Source organism: Phenylobacterium sp. LjRoot225 (assembly GCF_964252855.1).
In the GTDB taxonomy this organism is placed as follows: domain Bacteria; phylum Pseudomonadota; class Alphaproteobacteria; order Caulobacterales; family Caulobacteraceae; genus Phenylobacterium.
On record NZ_CAXUPL020000006.1, the window covers coordinates 74,002 to 87,964 of the forward strand.

Annotated in this window: 16 protein-coding genes; 9 read left to right on the forward strand and 7 right to left on the reverse strand. The window is 68.7% G+C overall.

Annotation, left to right across the window (positions count from 1 at the left end; translation table 11 throughout):
* Positions 1–365: 365 nt before the first annotated feature.
* From ACSQ2B_RS25020 to ACSQ2B_RS25030, 3 genes are all read left to right on the forward strand, one after another.
* Positions 366–839, forward strand: coding sequence for a hypothetical protein (locus ACSQ2B_RS25020; RefSeq protein WP_436054125.1), 474 nt, complete (start codon positions 366–368; stop codon positions 837–839).
* A gap of 406 nt (positions 840–1,245) precedes the next feature.
* Positions 1,246–1,587 carry a UrcA family protein gene (locus tag ACSQ2B_RS25025; RefSeq protein ID WP_436054126.1) on the forward strand — a complete coding sequence of 114 codons (342 nt, stop codon included), beginning with the start codon at positions 1,246–1,248 and terminating at the stop codon, positions 1,585–1,587.
* Positions 1,588–1,919: 332 nt separating this feature from the next.
* Positions 1,920–2,270, forward strand: a complete 351-nt coding sequence (locus ACSQ2B_RS25030) for a UrcA family protein (RefSeq protein ID WP_436054127.1) — start codon at positions 1,920–1,922, stop codon at positions 2,268–2,270.
* 100 nt (positions 2,271–2,370) lie between these two features.
* Here ACSQ2B_RS25030 and ACSQ2B_RS25035 read toward each other — a convergent pair whose 3' ends face one another.
* Positions 2,371–3,156 carry a BON domain-containing protein gene (locus ACSQ2B_RS25035; RefSeq protein WP_436054128.1) on the reverse strand — a complete coding sequence of 262 codons (786 nt, stop codon included), beginning with the start codon at positions 3,154–3,156 and terminating at the stop codon, positions 2,371–2,373.
* Between the two features lie 133 nt (positions 3,157–3,289).
* Complete coding sequence (locus ACSQ2B_RS25040) at positions 3,290–4,135, reverse strand: hypothetical protein (protein ID WP_436054129.1); 846 nt, start codon at positions 4,133–4,135, stop codon at positions 3,290–3,292.
* Positions 4,136–4,372: 237 nt separating this feature from the next.
* Here ACSQ2B_RS25040 and ACSQ2B_RS25045 point away from each other — a divergent pair, with 237 nt between their 5' ends.
* Together ACSQ2B_RS25045 and ACSQ2B_RS25050 are read left to right on the forward strand one after the other, a co-directional pair.
* Positions 4,373–4,927: an OmpA family protein gene (locus ACSQ2B_RS25045; RefSeq protein WP_436054130.1), complete on the forward strand. Its 555-nt coding sequence runs from the start codon at positions 4,373–4,375 to the stop codon at positions 4,925–4,927.
* 454 nt (positions 4,928–5,381) lie between these two features.
* Positions 5,382–6,041, forward strand: coding sequence for a TetR/AcrR family transcriptional regulator (locus ACSQ2B_RS25050; protein WP_436054131.1), 660 nt, complete (start codon positions 5,382–5,384; stop codon positions 6,039–6,041).
* Positions 6,042–6,119: 78 nt separating this feature from the next.
* Here the strand turns inward: ACSQ2B_RS25050 and ACSQ2B_RS25055 are convergent, their stop codons facing one another.
* The gene (locus tag ACSQ2B_RS25055; RefSeq protein WP_436054132.1) at positions 6,120–6,428 is read right to left on the reverse strand and encodes a CC_3452 family protein; all 309 of its coding nucleotides are present in this window, start codon (positions 6,426–6,428) and stop codon (positions 6,120–6,122) included.
* Between the two features lie 320 nt (positions 6,429–6,748).
* On the opposite strand from ACSQ2B_RS25055, the gene ACSQ2B_RS25060 reads away from it, so the two are divergent.
* The gene (locus ACSQ2B_RS25060; protein WP_436054133.1) at positions 6,749–7,195 is read left to right on the forward strand and encodes a biopolymer transporter ExbD; all 447 of its coding nucleotides are present in this window, start codon (positions 6,749–6,751) and stop codon (positions 7,193–7,195) included.
* Between the two features lie 94 nt (positions 7,196–7,289).
* Here ACSQ2B_RS25060 and ACSQ2B_RS25065 read toward each other — a convergent pair whose 3' ends face one another.
* The 4 genes from ACSQ2B_RS25065 to rfbB form a co-directional block, all read right to left on the reverse strand.
* Complete coding sequence (locus ACSQ2B_RS25065) at positions 7,290–8,033, reverse strand: SDR family NAD(P)-dependent oxidoreductase (RefSeq protein WP_436054134.1); 744 nt, start codon at positions 8,031–8,033, stop codon at positions 7,290–7,292.
* A gap of 117 nt (positions 8,034–8,150) precedes the next feature.
* Complete coding sequence (gene rfbA / locus ACSQ2B_RS25070; protein ID WP_436054135.1) at positions 8,151–9,044, reverse strand: glucose-1-phosphate thymidylyltransferase RfbA; 894 nt, start codon at positions 9,042–9,044, stop codon at positions 8,151–8,153.
* On the reverse strand, positions 9,041–9,955 hold the full coding sequence (rfbD, locus tag ACSQ2B_RS25075) for a dTDP-4-dehydrorhamnose reductase (RefSeq protein ID WP_436054136.1): 915 nt from the start codon (positions 9,953–9,955) through the stop codon (positions 9,041–9,043). The genes rfbA and rfbD overlap by 4 nt, the downstream gene beginning before the upstream one ends.
* Positions 9,952–11,001 (reverse strand): dTDP-glucose 4,6-dehydratase, encoded by a 1,050-nt coding sequence (gene rfbB, locus ACSQ2B_RS25080; protein ID WP_436054137.1) that lies wholly within the window; start codon positions 10,999–11,001, stop codon positions 9,952–9,954. The genes rfbD and rfbB overlap by 4 nt, the downstream gene beginning before the upstream one ends.
* Positions 11,002–11,221: 220 nt before the next feature.
* Between rfbB and ACSQ2B_RS25085 the strand changes: the two genes are divergently transcribed.
* From ACSQ2B_RS25085 to ACSQ2B_RS25095, 3 genes are all read left to right on the forward strand, one after another.
* Complete coding sequence (locus ACSQ2B_RS25085) at positions 11,222–12,733, forward strand: MATE family efflux transporter (protein ID WP_436054138.1); 1,512 nt, start codon at positions 11,222–11,224, stop codon at positions 12,731–12,733.
* 189 nt (positions 12,734–12,922) lie between these two features.
* Complete coding sequence (locus ACSQ2B_RS25090; protein WP_436054139.1) at positions 12,923–13,288, forward strand: response regulator; 366 nt, start codon at positions 12,923–12,925, stop codon at positions 13,286–13,288.
* 10 nt (positions 13,289–13,298) lie between these two features.
* Positions 13,299–13,925 carry a chemotaxis protein CheD gene (locus ACSQ2B_RS25095; protein WP_436054140.1) on the forward strand — a complete coding sequence of 209 codons (627 nt, stop codon included), beginning with the start codon at positions 13,299–13,301 and terminating at the stop codon, positions 13,923–13,925.
* Positions 13,926–13,963: the final 38 nt, after the last annotated feature.

A 13,963-nucleotide genomic window follows, 5' to 3' on the forward strand; every position in this document is an offset into this window, starting at 1 on the left:
CACGACTCATGGACGCACGTATCAGGTGTATGGCTAAGCTGCCCTGGAGACACGCGGCGCCGCAGAGGGCCCGTCATGGAGCATGAAGCCGACGTGAGCGTGCGGTTTCCAACGCGCGCCAACACTCACGCTTCAGTCGCACGCAAGCCCCGTAGTGGTCACTGAAGCCGTCGACGGTCGGACCAACACGACCGTCACGCCGTGCAACCGGACGTTCCAAAGTTCTCAGATGGGGCGTTCCGCCCCGCTGACGCCGCTGCCGCCAAGCGGACCAGGGGAGAGTCCGGTTCTGGGCCGGGAGCCAGTACGCATGAACGACCCTAATCGGACATTGCGGCGTGAGGGCTACGTGCCCAAGCTGAACCATGGATTCCAAAAAGCTCCGCCTCGATCTCGCGCCCGGACGCTCTCTCTTGCTGAGTGAGATCGGCGAGCCGTCGAATAACGATCTCCGGATACTGGTTGTCGAAGCGATGCCGCAGGGCGGGCCGGTAAAGATGGAGGTGGGCCTCGCCACTCCCATCGGCGCAGGCGAACAGAGCCGCGGATTTGAGTTAACTTGGTGGCGCTATGTCGCCTACAGCGTTCGAAATGAGAGCTACTTCCAACCGGAAGCTGGCGAAGTGCTTGGCCAGGAGCTTCTCGGGACGCGCGAGGGCACGGAATTTCTGAAATATATTCAGGCTACAACCTTCGCGACCAACGACTACCCGGGGCCACTACAACACTGGTTTCTCTACACGGAGTGGCAGTGCATTGATGTGGTGAGCGACACTCCGCCTGACCTACGCGAGTTGTCGCAGGGTGAGGTTCGCGACCTTATTCGACGATTGCCTTAGGGCCGCTGACCACCCTGAAGCGAAGTTCGGAAGGTCCGTTCATCGGAACTGCGTGATCGCCAAGGGCTGGCATGTGGCATGCCTGCGATGAGATTCTGCATGGCCTGCCCCGCAGACCCCTCTGAAATCCCTGTCGTCCCGGCCTCCCTGCAACGGGAGGTCCCGTAGGTCGTGAGCCGTCCGCGCCCGAACGCCTGATCTTCGAGAGCGCGGCGCCCGTCGGGGTCGGCCGAGCCTGGGTGTCATTTAAAGTAAATTCCGGTTATCCATAACAAACGGTGTTGAGTTGATCCTGTATACATCGCGGACTTTCTGACGATATTCGTGTAACGCGGTAATGTATCCTTATTATTTCTGTGGCATTTCGACGATATCAATTTGTCGAAATAACCTAGGGGTGTGGGGTATGAAGAAGATCATGGTTGCGGCGGTCACGGCGTCGGCGTTTCTTTGCGCGGTCACTGCGGCCCAGGCCGAGGACGGCCAAATGCGGGTGAAGCTGGCGGGTCTCGACGTGGCGACCGATGCGGGGGCCAAGGCGGCCCTGACGCGCATTCAGTTCAGCGCTGAGACCTTCTGTGAACAGACCTCGGGCCGCGAGTCCCTCGAGCGCATCTACGTGAAGGATCGCTGCGTGGCCGAGATGACCCGCAAGGGCGTCAAGCAGTTGAACGCGCCGATGGTCACCGCCCTGGTCGGCGACCGCGCGGCGGGCGAAAAGTTGGCCCAGGTCGCCATGGCGCGATAGGCGTCGGCGTCGTCGCCGGGCGCGACGCGTGCCCGCGAAATCGGGGCGGAGTCCAGGCGGACGCCGCCCCTTTTTCGTGTCCGGGAGCCAGGCGGCGGCGAGTCGCGCAGCTCGCGTAACGACGGCATGTCCCGAGCGTGTGCCAGAGAGCATCGGAGGTCATACCGGTGTATTTGATGTAACATATATTAGTATGTGAGACATCATTCGGTTATTAGAAAGCCGCCTTTTGAGTTGTTGGAGAGATGATTGTCGCTATGTTGCGCACGCTTCGCTGTTAGTGCGGCAGAAACAGTAGAATTCAGTCTCCATTCCAACAAAGGAAACATGTCATGAGGCGCGCGATTCTGTGCGCGGCGCTCGCCGCAGCTGCTTCCGTGGGTGCGATGACCGCGGCGCAGGCCGAAGACGGACAAATGCGAGTGAAGCTGAACGACCTCAATCTGGCGACGGCGGACGGGGCGAAGGCCGCGCTGCTCCGGATCCAGTCGCAGGCCGGCGCCTTCTGCGAGGTCTCGTCCGGCCGTCAGCCCCTCGAGCGGGTCGCGGTGGAAAACCGCTGCGTGACGACGATGATGCACAAGAGCGTCGCCCAGCTCAACGCCCCCCTGGTGACGGCGCTGCTGGGCGCGCGGTCGCCGAACGCCCAGCCGGCGACGACCGTCGCCCTGGCCCAGAAGTAGTCCCAAGCCGGCGGCGCCGCGCCGCCTGAGGCCGACAAAACAAACTAGGGCGGCGCTCCGCGGAGCGCCGCCCTCTTCGCGGCCGCCCGGCGCGTCCGGATCAGGTCACCGGCGGCAGCGGCATGTTGCGTCCGCTCTGGGTCGGCTGGGCCTCGATGCGCAGATTGTTCTGCACGTGCTTCACGCCGCCGACCTGTTCGACGAGATCTTCCGCCCGGCGCCTGTCCTCACGGCTTTGCACGGCGCCCGTCAGGGTGACCTCGCCGCTCGCCACCCTCACCTCGATCTCCGAGGCGTCGAGCCAGGAGTCATCGCTGAGCCGGTCGTTGACGTCCTCGGTGATGCGCGCGTCCGAGCGCGTGTAGTTCTTCGGTCCGCGTCCGCGGTGCTCGCCCGCGCCCATGTCGGCGCGCCAGCCCTGGTCGGCATCGCCGTCGCTGACGCGCTGCAGCGACGGGTTGGTCCCGACGGCGCCGCGATCCTGGCCATAGCGCGCCCGGTCGGCTTCGTACCGTTGGCCGCCGACGCCCTGGTCGGCGGCGTTCCGACCACCGCCGTAGCGGCGGCCCTCCATGTCCTCGCCGCGATAAGGCCGCCCGCCGTAGGATTGGCCCCCGTAGGATTGGCCGCCATAAGACTGGCCATAAGGCTGGCCGCCATAGGCCCGTTCCCCGTAGCTCCGGTTCGGGCGGCTGAAGTCCGGGCCGCCGAAGCTCTGGCCGCTGTAGCCGCCGCGCGCCGGATCCGGCTGGCGCAGATCGAAACTGCGCTGCTCGTCGTCCCGGCCGCGCCACGTGTCGCGACCCTCGAAGTCGCGGCGGTCGCGGCGCTCGGCGTCACGACGCTCCTGATCGTCGTCACGATCGCGTCTGTGCCAATCGCTCATGGTTCGCTCCTGTCCTGGCGCCCTTGTGATCACGCGTCGCCGTTTCGGCGTCCGCCCCGCGCCAACACGGGCCGCGCCGGATCGTTCCGGCCGCGGCGGCGGCGATCCGTTCACAATCGCGGCGGGGCGGACCTCAGCGCGCCAGCGTCAGGTCCGACCAGCGCCAGGCCCCGGCGCCCAGCACCAGCCGCGGCGCGCCCGGCGCGTCGGTCAGCGACAGCAGCACCAGGCCGCGCATCGCCTGGACGCGACAGGGTCGGGGCGCAAAAGCGACCTCCACGGCGATCGCCTGGCGCACGCTGGCCAGGCCCTTGCCCTCCTCGTCGCCGTGCCGGACCCAGTCGCCGTTCCAGACCACCAGGGGCCGCCCGGCGAAGCCCGGGGCGCGGGGTGCGCGGGCCACCGCGGCCTGGACGCTGGCGTCGTTTCGCAGCGCCTGCTGCAGCCGCCGGACCATGTCGCAGCGACCGCCGCCGCCGCCGCCGTCACCGCCGCCGCCCGCGCCGTCGCCGAATGTTCCGCCCATCCCGCCGGCGCCCGCAGCCTCGGCCTCGGCGGTGAGCGCCGAGGCCAGCGCCACCGCGCTCACCGCCACCTCTCTTGGAGGTTCGGGCGGGCTCGGCGGAACCAGGCGCGGCGGGACCTCGCTCACAGCCACCTGGCGCAGAACCCGCGCGGGCGGCGGCTTGGCGGCGGCGGGCTTGGGCGGCGCAGGGGTTTTCGGCCCGGCCGGCCGGGAGGCGGGAGCCGCCGGCGCAGGTTCGGGCGACGGCATGACGAGCGGCGCCGGGACCAGCTCCACCAGGGCGCTTTCGAAGGGCGGGGGTTCGGGCGCAGGCGGGATCGGGCTGCTGACCGAGAGCACGACCACCAGCACCAGGGCGTGGCCGGCGAGCGCCAGCGCGCCCGCCAGCAGTCGCTGGCGCAACGTCTGCGCGTTCTGGCGATCGCTCGCCTGGGTCTGTGATCCCCCGATCATGCGCCTCCTCGGCCGTCCGGCCGCGGGGCCGTTCGCCAACTCGTCCGTATAAAGCAAGCCGGCGCGTCAGCATCGTGGCGCGGCACGGTCGGTCGCGCCCCTCGGAGCGGCATTAACTTTTGGTAAGCCGCCATCTTCCGGTCACGGACAGGCCATCACAGCGCCCAACAGCCTCGTGCTTTTGCAAGCTGCGCAACATCCCGCGCCGGGGCGGGTCGATCAGAAGGAGAGACTGGAATGAATACGCACACCATCTTCCGAACCGCCACCGTGGGCGGCGCCTTGCTCGCCCTCGGCCTCGTCACCAGCGGCTGCGCCAGCCACCGCTTCGTGCGCGACCAGGTCGCGGTCGTCGAGGACCACACCACGCGGGTGGAGGGCACGGCGGGCCAGGCGCTCGATCGCGCCAACGCCGCGCATAAGCTGGCGGAGGGCAAGTTCCTCTACCAGGTGGTCCTGTCGGACGATTCAGTGAAGTTCCCGGTCGACCGCCACGGCCTGTCGCCGGAGGCCGAGCAGCGGCTGGCCGAGCTGGTCCAGCGGCTGAAGACCGAGAACCGCAACGTGTATCTGGAGATCCAGGGCTACACCGACTCCACCGGTCAGCCGGATTACAACGAGAAGCTGGGCGAGGCCCGGGCCGAGGCGGTGCGCCGCTACCTGAATCAGCAGGGGGTCGCACTCAACCGTATGGCGACTATCTCCTATGGTCAGGATGCTCCGGTTGCGCCGAACGACACGCGCGAGGGCCGGGCGCAGAACCGCCGCGTCGCCATCGTCGTCCTGAGCTAGCCGCGACTCGAACGCGACGGGGCCAGGCGACGCCGCCTGGACCCGTCGCGTCCCAAGCTAGACTGACCGACCAGACCGGCCCTCCTAGAGGTCGGTCCTGAGCTGCGATGCGCCGGCGCGCGCGGGTGGGGCCGCGCCGTCCTGGCGTCGCAGAGATCATAAGAAACAACGGCATAGTCGTTCCGGGCGGCGAGAACTCCCTGCGGCTCGGTCCGCCCCGGCGGCGGCCTTTCCACGGGCCTTTGCGGGATGATCGGGCGCGCCTGCGACAAGCCGGGCTGCGACGCCCGTCGGCGGCTCAATCGTTATTCATCCGTCATAAGTATAGATATCGGCGAAGTCCCGGATATCGCTGTTCGATATGCGCGCATAGGTTGGTGCCCCCTTCCTGGCGCCTTATCATTTGCGAATCGCGGCGATCTAGGCCGCAGATCATCGAGGGAAGTGAGCGGCGTTGCCGAGGGCCAAGGGCGTCAAGAACGCGGATTACGACGCCAAGCGCCGCGAGCTCTTGGATCGTATGCTGCCGCGCTTCGCCAGCCTGGATCTGGAGCGCCCGAGCCTACGTCAGTTGGCCGTTGCGGCGGAGGTGACGGCGCCCACCCTTCAGCACTATTTCGGCGACCGCACCGGCGTGGTCGCGGCCCTGCTGGACGAATATAACCAGCGCGGCCAAACCCGGCTTTGCATGGTGTCGAAGGCCAACGGCGCCTTCGCCGCCTCGATGCGGGAATTCGCCCACGGCTTCGTCCTTGGCATGCAGGCCGGTGCGACGGTGCGGCTGGGCGACGTCTTGGCCGCCGCGCTCTGTGAAGGCCTGGCGGACCCGCTGGTCAGCCCGCTGGCGCTGACCCATGTCGTCGATCCCGCGGTGGACGCCTTGGCCGCGCGCCTGCAGGAACATCGAGACCGCGGTGAAATGATCGAGGCGGACGTGCGCGCCGCGGCGCTGATGCTGCTGTCGCCGCTGCTGCTGGCGGTGCTCCATCAGGACCAGATGAAGGGACGCCACAGCCGTCGCATGGAGCTGAACGATCTGGCCGAGCAGGTTTCGGCGGCCTTCGTGCGGGCCTATGCGGCCCCGCCCCCGTCCAAGCCGGGGACTGAACGCTAAAAACCCCGCCTGCCTATGGCCGCGGGGGGAGGAACGCCCGGCAGCGGCTCGATCGCCGATGGCCGGGCGACTTTGATCCTACTTGCGGGCCGACTCGTTGCAGCTCGAGAGTTGTTCGCTCGTCAGCGGCTTGGAGGGCGGGCCGAAATTGGTCACGCCGCCGACCTGACGGGCGAGTTCCTTGCAGCCGCGGATGCTGGCGGTGTCGGAGCTCGGCGCCCGGCTGGCGCAGACGTCGCCCAGACATTCGAAGACGGCGCCGCCGGCGACCGGCTTCACCGCGCCCGAGGTGCTGGCCGTCAGCTTGGCGACGACGGGTTCGGCCATCGCGCCGGAGGCGATGGAGAAGATGGCGGCGGCGGCCGCCAGGGTGATTTTCAGCTTCATTCTAAGCCTCGCGAGATGGACGTTTTTCCCATGGCCCGGAAAACCAGGCCCGACGCTTGAGTAGCCCAAAGAGGTGAACAGTGTTTTATTGACGGGCCTGCAAAAACCGCGATCTCGCAGCTGTTTGCGGCGCGCGTTGAAGGGAACGCGGTTCTTGTGGATGGCCGCAGAGCCGGGGCGGGCGCCCGCCCGCCGGTCCCGCCGCCGCCGCCGGCCGTGGCGGGGCTCGCTTAGGCCTTTACAACGGCATGGTCGCTTGCCAATGGTTCGCAGAATTTAGAGCCGGGCCGGAGCGCCGAGCCCCAGGGAAGGAAATCAGCATGGGTGCAAAGCTGGGCGGCGGAGGCGGTGGACGCTTCGATCTCGGCCAAAACAGCGACATCAACGTCACGCCGTTTGTCGACGTGATGCTGGTGCTCCTCATCATCTTCATGGTGTCTATTCCCGCGGCGACGGTGTCGGTCAAGCTCGACCTGCCGCCGGCCATTCCGCCGCCCCCGGGCGCGAAGGTCGAGGAGCCGGTGCTGGTCAATATTCAGCAGGGCGGGGTGGTCTACATCGGCGACCGTTCGACGGATCTCGACCGTCTCACCGGCGACCTCTCGGCGATCCTGAGCCAGAAGGACCCGAGCAAGCCGGCGACCGAACAGCGCGTCTACATCCGCGCCGATCGCACGGTCCGCTACGGCGACTTCATGTCGGTGATGAACGTTCTTCAGGGCAACGGCTTCTATCAGGTCGCCCTGATCAACGAAGAGCTCTCCTAAGACGGATCCAGAGCGTCTTCGACGAGATTGCGAAAGGCCCGCCGGATCTCCGGCGGGCCTTTTTGCTGTGCGCAGGCCGGACCTGCTCTGACCGCTAGGCGACCAGCTGCAGGCCGCCGTCCACCGCCAGGACCTCGCCGGTGATGTAGGCCGAGCGGCCCATGAAGAGGATGGCGTCGGCGACCTCCTCGACCGTCGCGGCGCGGCCGAGCGGCACCTTGGCGAGCGCCTCCTCATGCTTGGCGTAGCGGCGCAGGCCCAGGGTGTCCGTCACCCCCGGCGAGACCGCGTTGAGCCGCACGCCTTGCGGGGCCCTCTCCACCGCCAGCGTCCGCGTCAGATTGACGACCCCGGCCCGGGCGGCGGCCGAATGCGCCATCTCCGGCGCGCCGCGCTGCCAGAGGTTGGCCACCACATTGACCACGGCGCCGCCTCGCCGGCTCAGCGCCGGGAAGAGCTGTCGGCAAAGGTAGAAGGCGCCGGTGAGATTGGTGTCGACGACCGCATGCCAGCCCTTGGGCGACAGCTCGGCGGTCGGGGCGGCGAACTGGCCGCCGGCGCTGTTGATCAGCAGGTCCAGGCCATCCTCGACGCGGACGGCGAGCTCGGCCATGCGGTCCCAGTCGCGCACGTCGCCGACGAAGGCTTCGGCCGCGCCGCCGGCGCTGGCGATGTCCTGGACCGCGGCGTCGAGCCTGGCCTCGGTGCGCCCGACCAGGATCACCCGCCAGCCTTCGCGCGCCAGCCGCAGCGCACAGGCCAGGCCGATCCCGGAGCCGCCGCCCGCGACGACGGCGACCGGCTGCTGGGCGGCGGTGATGGAAACGGTCTCAGGCATGGGCCCTCCTTTCGGGGCGGAGCCGCTGGAGAGGCCGTAACGCCCCCTCAGTCGGCTGCGCCGACCGCTCCCGTTCGCCCGACGGTCGCATCCGGCCCGCGGCCGGACAAGCTCCGCCTATTCCGCGGGATCGCCTGGAGCCGGCTGTTCGGCGAGTTCGCGCAGGTAGCGGCCGTATTCGCTCTTGGCCTGGGCCCGGCCCAGGGCGGCCAGCTGGGCGGCGTCGATCCAGCCCTTGCGGAAGGCGATCTCCTCGATGCAGCCGATCCGCAGGCCCTGGCGCTGTTCGAAGGTGCGGATCAACTCGCCGGCCTGGATCAGGCTGTCGTGGGTGCCGGCGTCCTCCCAGGCGAAGCCGCGGCCCAACAGCTCGACGTGCAGTTCGCCGGCCTCGAGATAGAGCTGGTTCAGGGCGGTGATCTCCAGCTCGCCGCGGGCGGAGCGGGAGAGGGTGCGGGCCATCTCGCTGGCCCGGCCGTCGTAGAAGTAGAGGCCGGTCACCGCATAGTTGGACTTCGGCGCCGCCGGCTTTTCCTCGATCGACAGGGCGCGGCCGTCGGGGCTGAGCTCGACCACGCCATAGCGTTCGGGGTCGTGCACCGGATAGCCGAAGACGGTGGCGCCGCCCTCGCGGGCGTGGGCGTTGCGCAGCATCTGGCCGAAACTCTGGCCGAAGAAGATGTTGTCGCCGAGGATCATCACGCTGGGCTCGCCGCCGACGAAGTCCTCGCCCAGGATATAGGCCTCGGCGAGGCCGCCGGGATTCGGCTGGACGATGTATTCGAACCGCACGCCGAGCTGTGACCCGTCGCCGAGCAGCCGCCTGAAGCTGGCCTGGTCCTCGGGGGTGGTGATGATCAGGATCTCGCGCACGCCGGCCAGCAGCAGGACCGACAAGGGATAGTAGATCATCGGTTTGTCGTAGACCGGCAGCAGCTGCTTGGAGGTCGCCAGCGTCAGCGGATGAAGACGGGTGCCGGAGCCCCCCGCCAGGATGATTCCGCGCCTCATGCGACCGGAGCTCCGTTGGAAGACAGGGTGGGACGGGCGAGCTCGACCAGGATTTCGGCGAGCGGCTCGCGCCAGGGCCGCGGGCGCCAGTCGAACGTCCGCTCGAGCTTGCCGGTGTCGAGCGTGCCGCGCGCCGGGCGCCGGGCCGGCGCGGGCCGGTCGGCGGTGGCGATCGGATCGACCCGCGGGGCCTCCCCGTTCATCGCCATCTCCAACACGGCCTGGGCGAATTCACGCCAGCTGGTCTCGCCGGCGTTGGCGAAGTGGAAGAGGCCGAAGGCCGGGTCGCCCGCCTCGGCGCGGGCCAGCCGCGGCGCCTGGGCCAGCACGAAGGCGGCGAGGTCGGCCGCTGCGGTCGGGCGTCCGAACTGGTCGTCGACGACCCGCAGCGGCTGTCCCTCGCGGGCGAGCCTGAGCATGGTCTTCACGAAGTTCTTGCCGTGGGCGGAGACCACCCAGGAGGTGCGCAGCACGAGGCTGCGCGGGCAGGCCGCCAGCGCCATCCGCTCGCCGGAGAGCTTGCTGGCGCCGTAGACGCTGAGCGGGTTGGTCGGGTCCGCCTCGACGTAGGGCGCGCCCTTGCGCCCGTCGAAGACGTAGTCGGTCGAGATGTGGACCAGCGCCGCCCCGGCGGCGGCGCAAGCCGCGGCGATGGCCGCCGGCGCCTCGCCGTTGATTTCGTGGGCGAGGCCCGGCTCGGACTCGGCCTGATCGACGGCGGTGTAGGCGGCGGCCAGGATCACCAGGTCCGGCCTGGCTGCGCGCACGTGGCGGGCGGCGGCTTCGGGGTCGGAGAGGTCGGCTTCGGCGCGGGAGAGGGCGGTCAGCTCGACCGCATGGCCCGGCGCCTGGCGGACGAGTTCACGCGCCAGCTGGCCGCTGGCCCCGTACTGCAGGATCTTCAGGCTCATACGTGCACCAGGCCCAGCCGCTCGGAGTTGAAGCCGCGCTCGCGAATGCGCAGCACCCAGTCGCGGTTCTCGACGTACCAGCGCACCGTGTCTTCCAGCCCGGCCTCGAGCGGCATGCGCGGACGCCAGCCCAGCTCGGCCTCGAGCTTGGCCGCGTCGATCGAGTAGCGGAAATCGTGCCCGGGCCGGTCGGTGACGAAGGCGATCTTCTCGGCGTGGGCGGAGTTGGCGGGGGCGTAGGCGTCGAGGTGGGCGCAGAGCATCCGCACCACCTCGATGTTGCGCTTCGAGGCGTCGCCGCCGATGCAGTAGGTCTCGCCCAGCCGGCCCCGGTCCAGCACCAGCAGCAGGGCCTCGGCGTGGTCGTCGACGTGCAGCCAGTCGCGCACCTGCCGTCCGTCGCCGTAGACCGGGATCGACTTGCCCTCCAGCGCCCGGGCGATCACCGTCGGGATCAGCTTCTCGGGAAACTGGAACGGCCCGTAGTTGTTCGAGCAGTTGGTCAGCACCACCGGCAGGCCATAGGTGCGGCCCCAGGCGCGCACCAGATGGTCGGCGCCGGCCTTCGACGCCGAATAGGGCGAGTTGGGGTCGTAGGGCGTGGCCTCGGTGAAATCGCCGTCCTCGCCCAGGGCGCCGAACACCTCGTCCGTCGAGACGTGGTGGAAGCGGAAAGCCGCCTTCCGGTCCGCCGGAAGACCGTTCCAGTATGCGCGCGCGGCCTCCAGCAGGATCGCCGTGCCGACGACATTGGTGCGCACGAAGTCGAGCGGGCCTTCGATGGCGCGGTCGTTGTGGGACTCGGCCGCCAGGTGCATTACCGCATCCGGCTGGTGGCGGGCGAAGATCTCGCCCACCCGCGCGGGGTCGCAGACGTCGGCCTGCTCGAAAGCGTAGCGCGGGTCGGCGGCGACCAGGGCCACGTTCTCCAGATTGGCGGAATAGGTGAGGGCGTCGAGGTTCACCACCTCATGGCCGTCGGCGACGGCCCGTCGCACGACAGCCGATCCGATGAATCCGGCGCCCCCCGTAATCAGGATCTTCATGCGGTCTTTCTAAGCTTCTCGCAGCCTGCCATGCCGCTCATCAACCGTCCCCTTCGCCCTCTTACAACGAAAAGGCTAGGGCTCAACCCCAAGCCGCGACTGTGAAATCCGGCGGACGGCCCTTGAAGCCGCGAGCGTGGCGCCCATACAACCGTCATTCGCACGAGCAACGTGCGTTCGGCGTCCCCTGGCCGGCGAAGCGGAATCGGAACGGCAGATCGTGGACGAGGCCAGCAAACAGAGACCCATCCGCGCCGCCCGCCGCGGACCGGACCTGACCGCCGGTCCGATCGGCCCGACCCTGATCGCCTTCGCCCTGCCGGTGCTGGGCTCGAACATCATCCAGACGCTGAACGGCTCGGTGAACACCGCCTGGGTCAGCCACATTCTTGGCGAAGCCGCCCTGACCGCCAGCGCCAACGCCGGCCAGGTCTTCTTCCTGATGATCGGCGTCGTCTTCGGCATCTCGATGGCGGCCAACATCATGATCGGCCAGGCGGTCGGCGCGCGCGACGAAGCCGCCGCCGGCCGGGTGGTCGGCACCTGCACCGTCTTCTTCATCGTCGCGTCGCTGGCGCTGGCGGTGGCCGGGGGCGTCCTCACCCCGGCCATTCTCGACCTCATGGGCACCCCGGCGGACGCCCGGCCCGGCGCGATCGTCTATCTGCGGATGCTGTTCGCCGCCATGCCGTCGATCTACTTCTTCCAGTTCGTGATGATGGCTCAGCGCGGCGTCGGCGATTCCCGCACGCCCTTCTATTTCGCCATCGTCCAGGTGGCGCTCGACATCGTCCTGAACCCGCTGCTGATCATCGGCGTCGGGCCGTTTCCGCGGATGGGCATCGTCGGTTCGGCGACGGCCACCCTGGTGTCGCAGTCGCTGACCCTGCTGGTCATGCTGGTCTACCTCTACCGAAAGCGGTCGATCCTGGTGATCCGGCCCCGGGAGTGGCGCCTGTTGATCCCCAACCTCGGGATCCTGCGGACCCTGGTGTTCAAGGGCATGCCCATGGGCTTCCAGATGATCGTCATCAGCCTCGCCGGCCTGACGATGATGCGCTTCGTCAACCAATACGGCTCGCACACCGGCGCCGCCTATGGCGCGGCCCTGCAGCTCTGGAACTATGTGCAGATGCCGGCCATGGCGCTCAGCGCGGCCATCTCCTCCATGGCGGCGCAGAACGTCGGCGCGCGGCGCATGGATCGGGTGGAGCGGGTGGCCTGGATCGGCGCCGGCTATGCGCTGGTCTGCTCGGTGGTCCCCATCGTCGCCATCCTGCTCAGCCAGCATCTGGTGCTGCGGGCCTTCCTGCCGGCCGACAGCCCCTCCCTGCCGATCGCCGAGCGCATCAACCTCATCGCCATCTGGAGCTTCGTGCCCTTCGGCGTGGCCTTCGCCTTCTCCGGCGTGGTGCGGGCGACCGGCGTGGTCTGGCCGCCGCTGCTGGCGATGATCGTCGCCCTGTGGTTCGTGCGGATTCCGTTCGCGCAGGTGATGCAGCCCTACTGGGGCGCCGATGCGGTCTGGGCGAGCTTCCCGCTGGGCAGCCTGGTCACCCTGGTGATCGCCATGAGCTACTATCGCTGGGGCCGTTGGCGCACGGTGCGGCTGGTCGACACCACCCCGCACGGCGAGACGCCGGACCCTGGCCAGGGTCCCTCCACCGGCGTCGAGGAGACGGAAGGCCAGGCCGCGGCGGTCGTCCGCCTCAAGGCGCATCAGGGCGGCTAGGCGGGCGACGGCGATCCGCCAAGGCTGCGACAAAGCGTCCGAAAGCGGACCGCTCGTCGGCGGCGGCATGAGAAGAAACCCAAGCTTAAGCAAGGCGCTCCCAAGGTGAAGACCTACGGGGGGAGCCAGAATGGCCAATCACCAAGGCGAAGATCTCTTTGCGTCGATGTTCCGCGAGGGCGTCGCCGCATGAGTAAGATTATTCTGACGGTCGACGACTCGCGAACGATGCGGGACATGCTGCGAATGGCCCTGGTCGACGCCGGGTTCGAAGTCGTTCAGGCGGAAGACGGGGTGCACGGCCTGGAGGTTCTTCTGGGGGCCAAGCCGGACGTCATCATCACCGACATCAACATGCCGCGCATGGACGGCTACGGCTTCATGGAAGGCGTGCGGTCCGATCCCCAGCACCGCGCCATCCCCATCCTGGTCCTGACCACCGAGTCCAGCGCCGAGAAGAAGATGCGGGCGCGCGACGCCGGCGCTACGGGCTGGATCGTCAAGCCTTTCGACCCGCAGAAGCTGGTCGACGCCATCAACCGCGTTGCAGCCTGAGAGCGCCGCGATGAATCAGATCCGGCCTCTCGCCGAACGTCGCGCGGAGCGCCTTGGCTACGCCCCCCCCCTCCCAGCGCTGGTCCGCCGCTCGACCGCGGAGGGCGACGTCATCCACATCGTTCAGGGCGAGCAGCACGTCAGCGAGGATCCGAACCTCTGCATCGCCACCCTGCTGGGAAGCTGCGTGGCGGCCTGCCTGCGCGATCCCGTCGCCAACGTGGGCGGCATGAACCACTTCCTGCTGCCGGGCTCGGACAATCCCCGCGGCGAGGCCGAGAACATCGGCATCGGCGTGCACGCCATGGAGCTGCTGGTGAACGCCCTGCTGGCCCATGGCGCGCGCCGCGAGCGCATCGAGGCGAAGCTGTTCGGCGGCGGGCGCGTCGTCGCCGGCCTCACGGCGGTCGGCGAGAAGAACGCCCAGTTCGCCGAGGACTTCCTGCGCCGCGAAGGCATCCAGCACGTCGGCGGCTCGCTGCGGGGCGACGCGGGACGCCGCCTCCAGTACTGGCCGGTGAGCGGCCGCGCCCGCCAGGTCTTCATGGCCAGCACCGCGCCGGAACTGCTCGCGCGCGAGATCAAGCCGGTCATCGCGCCGAGGGCGGAAGACTCCGGCGAGCTGGACCTCTTCTAGGCCGCGGCCCCTCGAGCCCTCTCCCCGCTTGCGGGGAG

Excerpts from the sequence above, each read along its gene's own strand:
- rfbA (WP_436054135.1), bottom strand. The coding sequence starts at position 9,044 with ATGAGGCGCGGAATCATCCTGGCGGGGGGCTCCGGCACCCGTCTTCAT.
- ACSQ2B_RS25040 (WP_436054129.1), bottom strand. The coding sequence starts at position 4,135 with ATGATCGGGGGATCACAGACCCAGGCGAGCGATCGCCAGAACGCGCAG.
- ACSQ2B_RS25055 (WP_436054132.1), bottom strand. The coding sequence starts at position 6,428 with ATGAAGCTGAAAATCACCCTGGCGGCCGCCGCCGCCATCTTCTCCATC.
- ACSQ2B_RS25030 (WP_436054127.1), top strand. The coding sequence starts at position 1,920 with ATGAGGCGCGCGATTCTGTGCGCGGCGCTCGCCGCAGCTGCTTCCGTG.
- rfbD (WP_436054136.1), bottom strand. The coding sequence starts at position 9,955 with ATGAGCCTGAAGATCCTGCAGTACGGGGCCAGCGGCCAGCTGGCGCGT.
- ACSQ2B_RS25095 (WP_436054140.1), top strand. The coding sequence starts at position 13,299 with ATGAATCAGATCCGGCCTCTCGCCGAACGTCGCGCGGAGCGCCTTGGC.
- ACSQ2B_RS25090 (WP_436054139.1), top strand. The coding sequence starts at position 12,923 with ATGAGTAAGATTATTCTGACGGTCGACGACTCGCGAACGATGCGGGAC.
- ACSQ2B_RS25065 (WP_436054134.1), bottom strand. The coding sequence starts at position 8,033 with ATGCCTGAGACCGTTTCCATCACCGCCGCCCAGCAGCCGGTCGCCGTC.
- rfbB (WP_436054137.1), bottom strand. The coding sequence starts at position 11,001 with ATGAAGATCCTGATTACGGGGGGCGCCGGATTCATCGGATCGGCTGTC.
- ACSQ2B_RS25045 (WP_436054130.1), top strand. The coding sequence starts at position 4,373 with ATGAATACGCACACCATCTTCCGAACCGCCACCGTGGGCGGCGCCTTG.
- ACSQ2B_RS25035 (WP_436054128.1), bottom strand. The coding sequence starts at position 3,156 with ATGAGCGATTGGCACAGACGCGATCGTGACGACGATCAGGAGCGTCGT.
- ACSQ2B_RS25020 (WP_436054125.1), top strand. The coding sequence starts at position 366 with ATGGATTCCAAAAAGCTCCGCCTCGATCTCGCGCCCGGACGCTCTCTC.
- ACSQ2B_RS25060 (WP_436054133.1), top strand. The coding sequence starts at position 6,749 with ATGGGTGCAAAGCTGGGCGGCGGAGGCGGTGGACGCTTCGATCTCGGC.
- ACSQ2B_RS25025 (WP_436054126.1), top strand. The coding sequence starts at position 1,246 with ATGAAGAAGATCATGGTTGCGGCGGTCACGGCGTCGGCGTTTCTTTGC.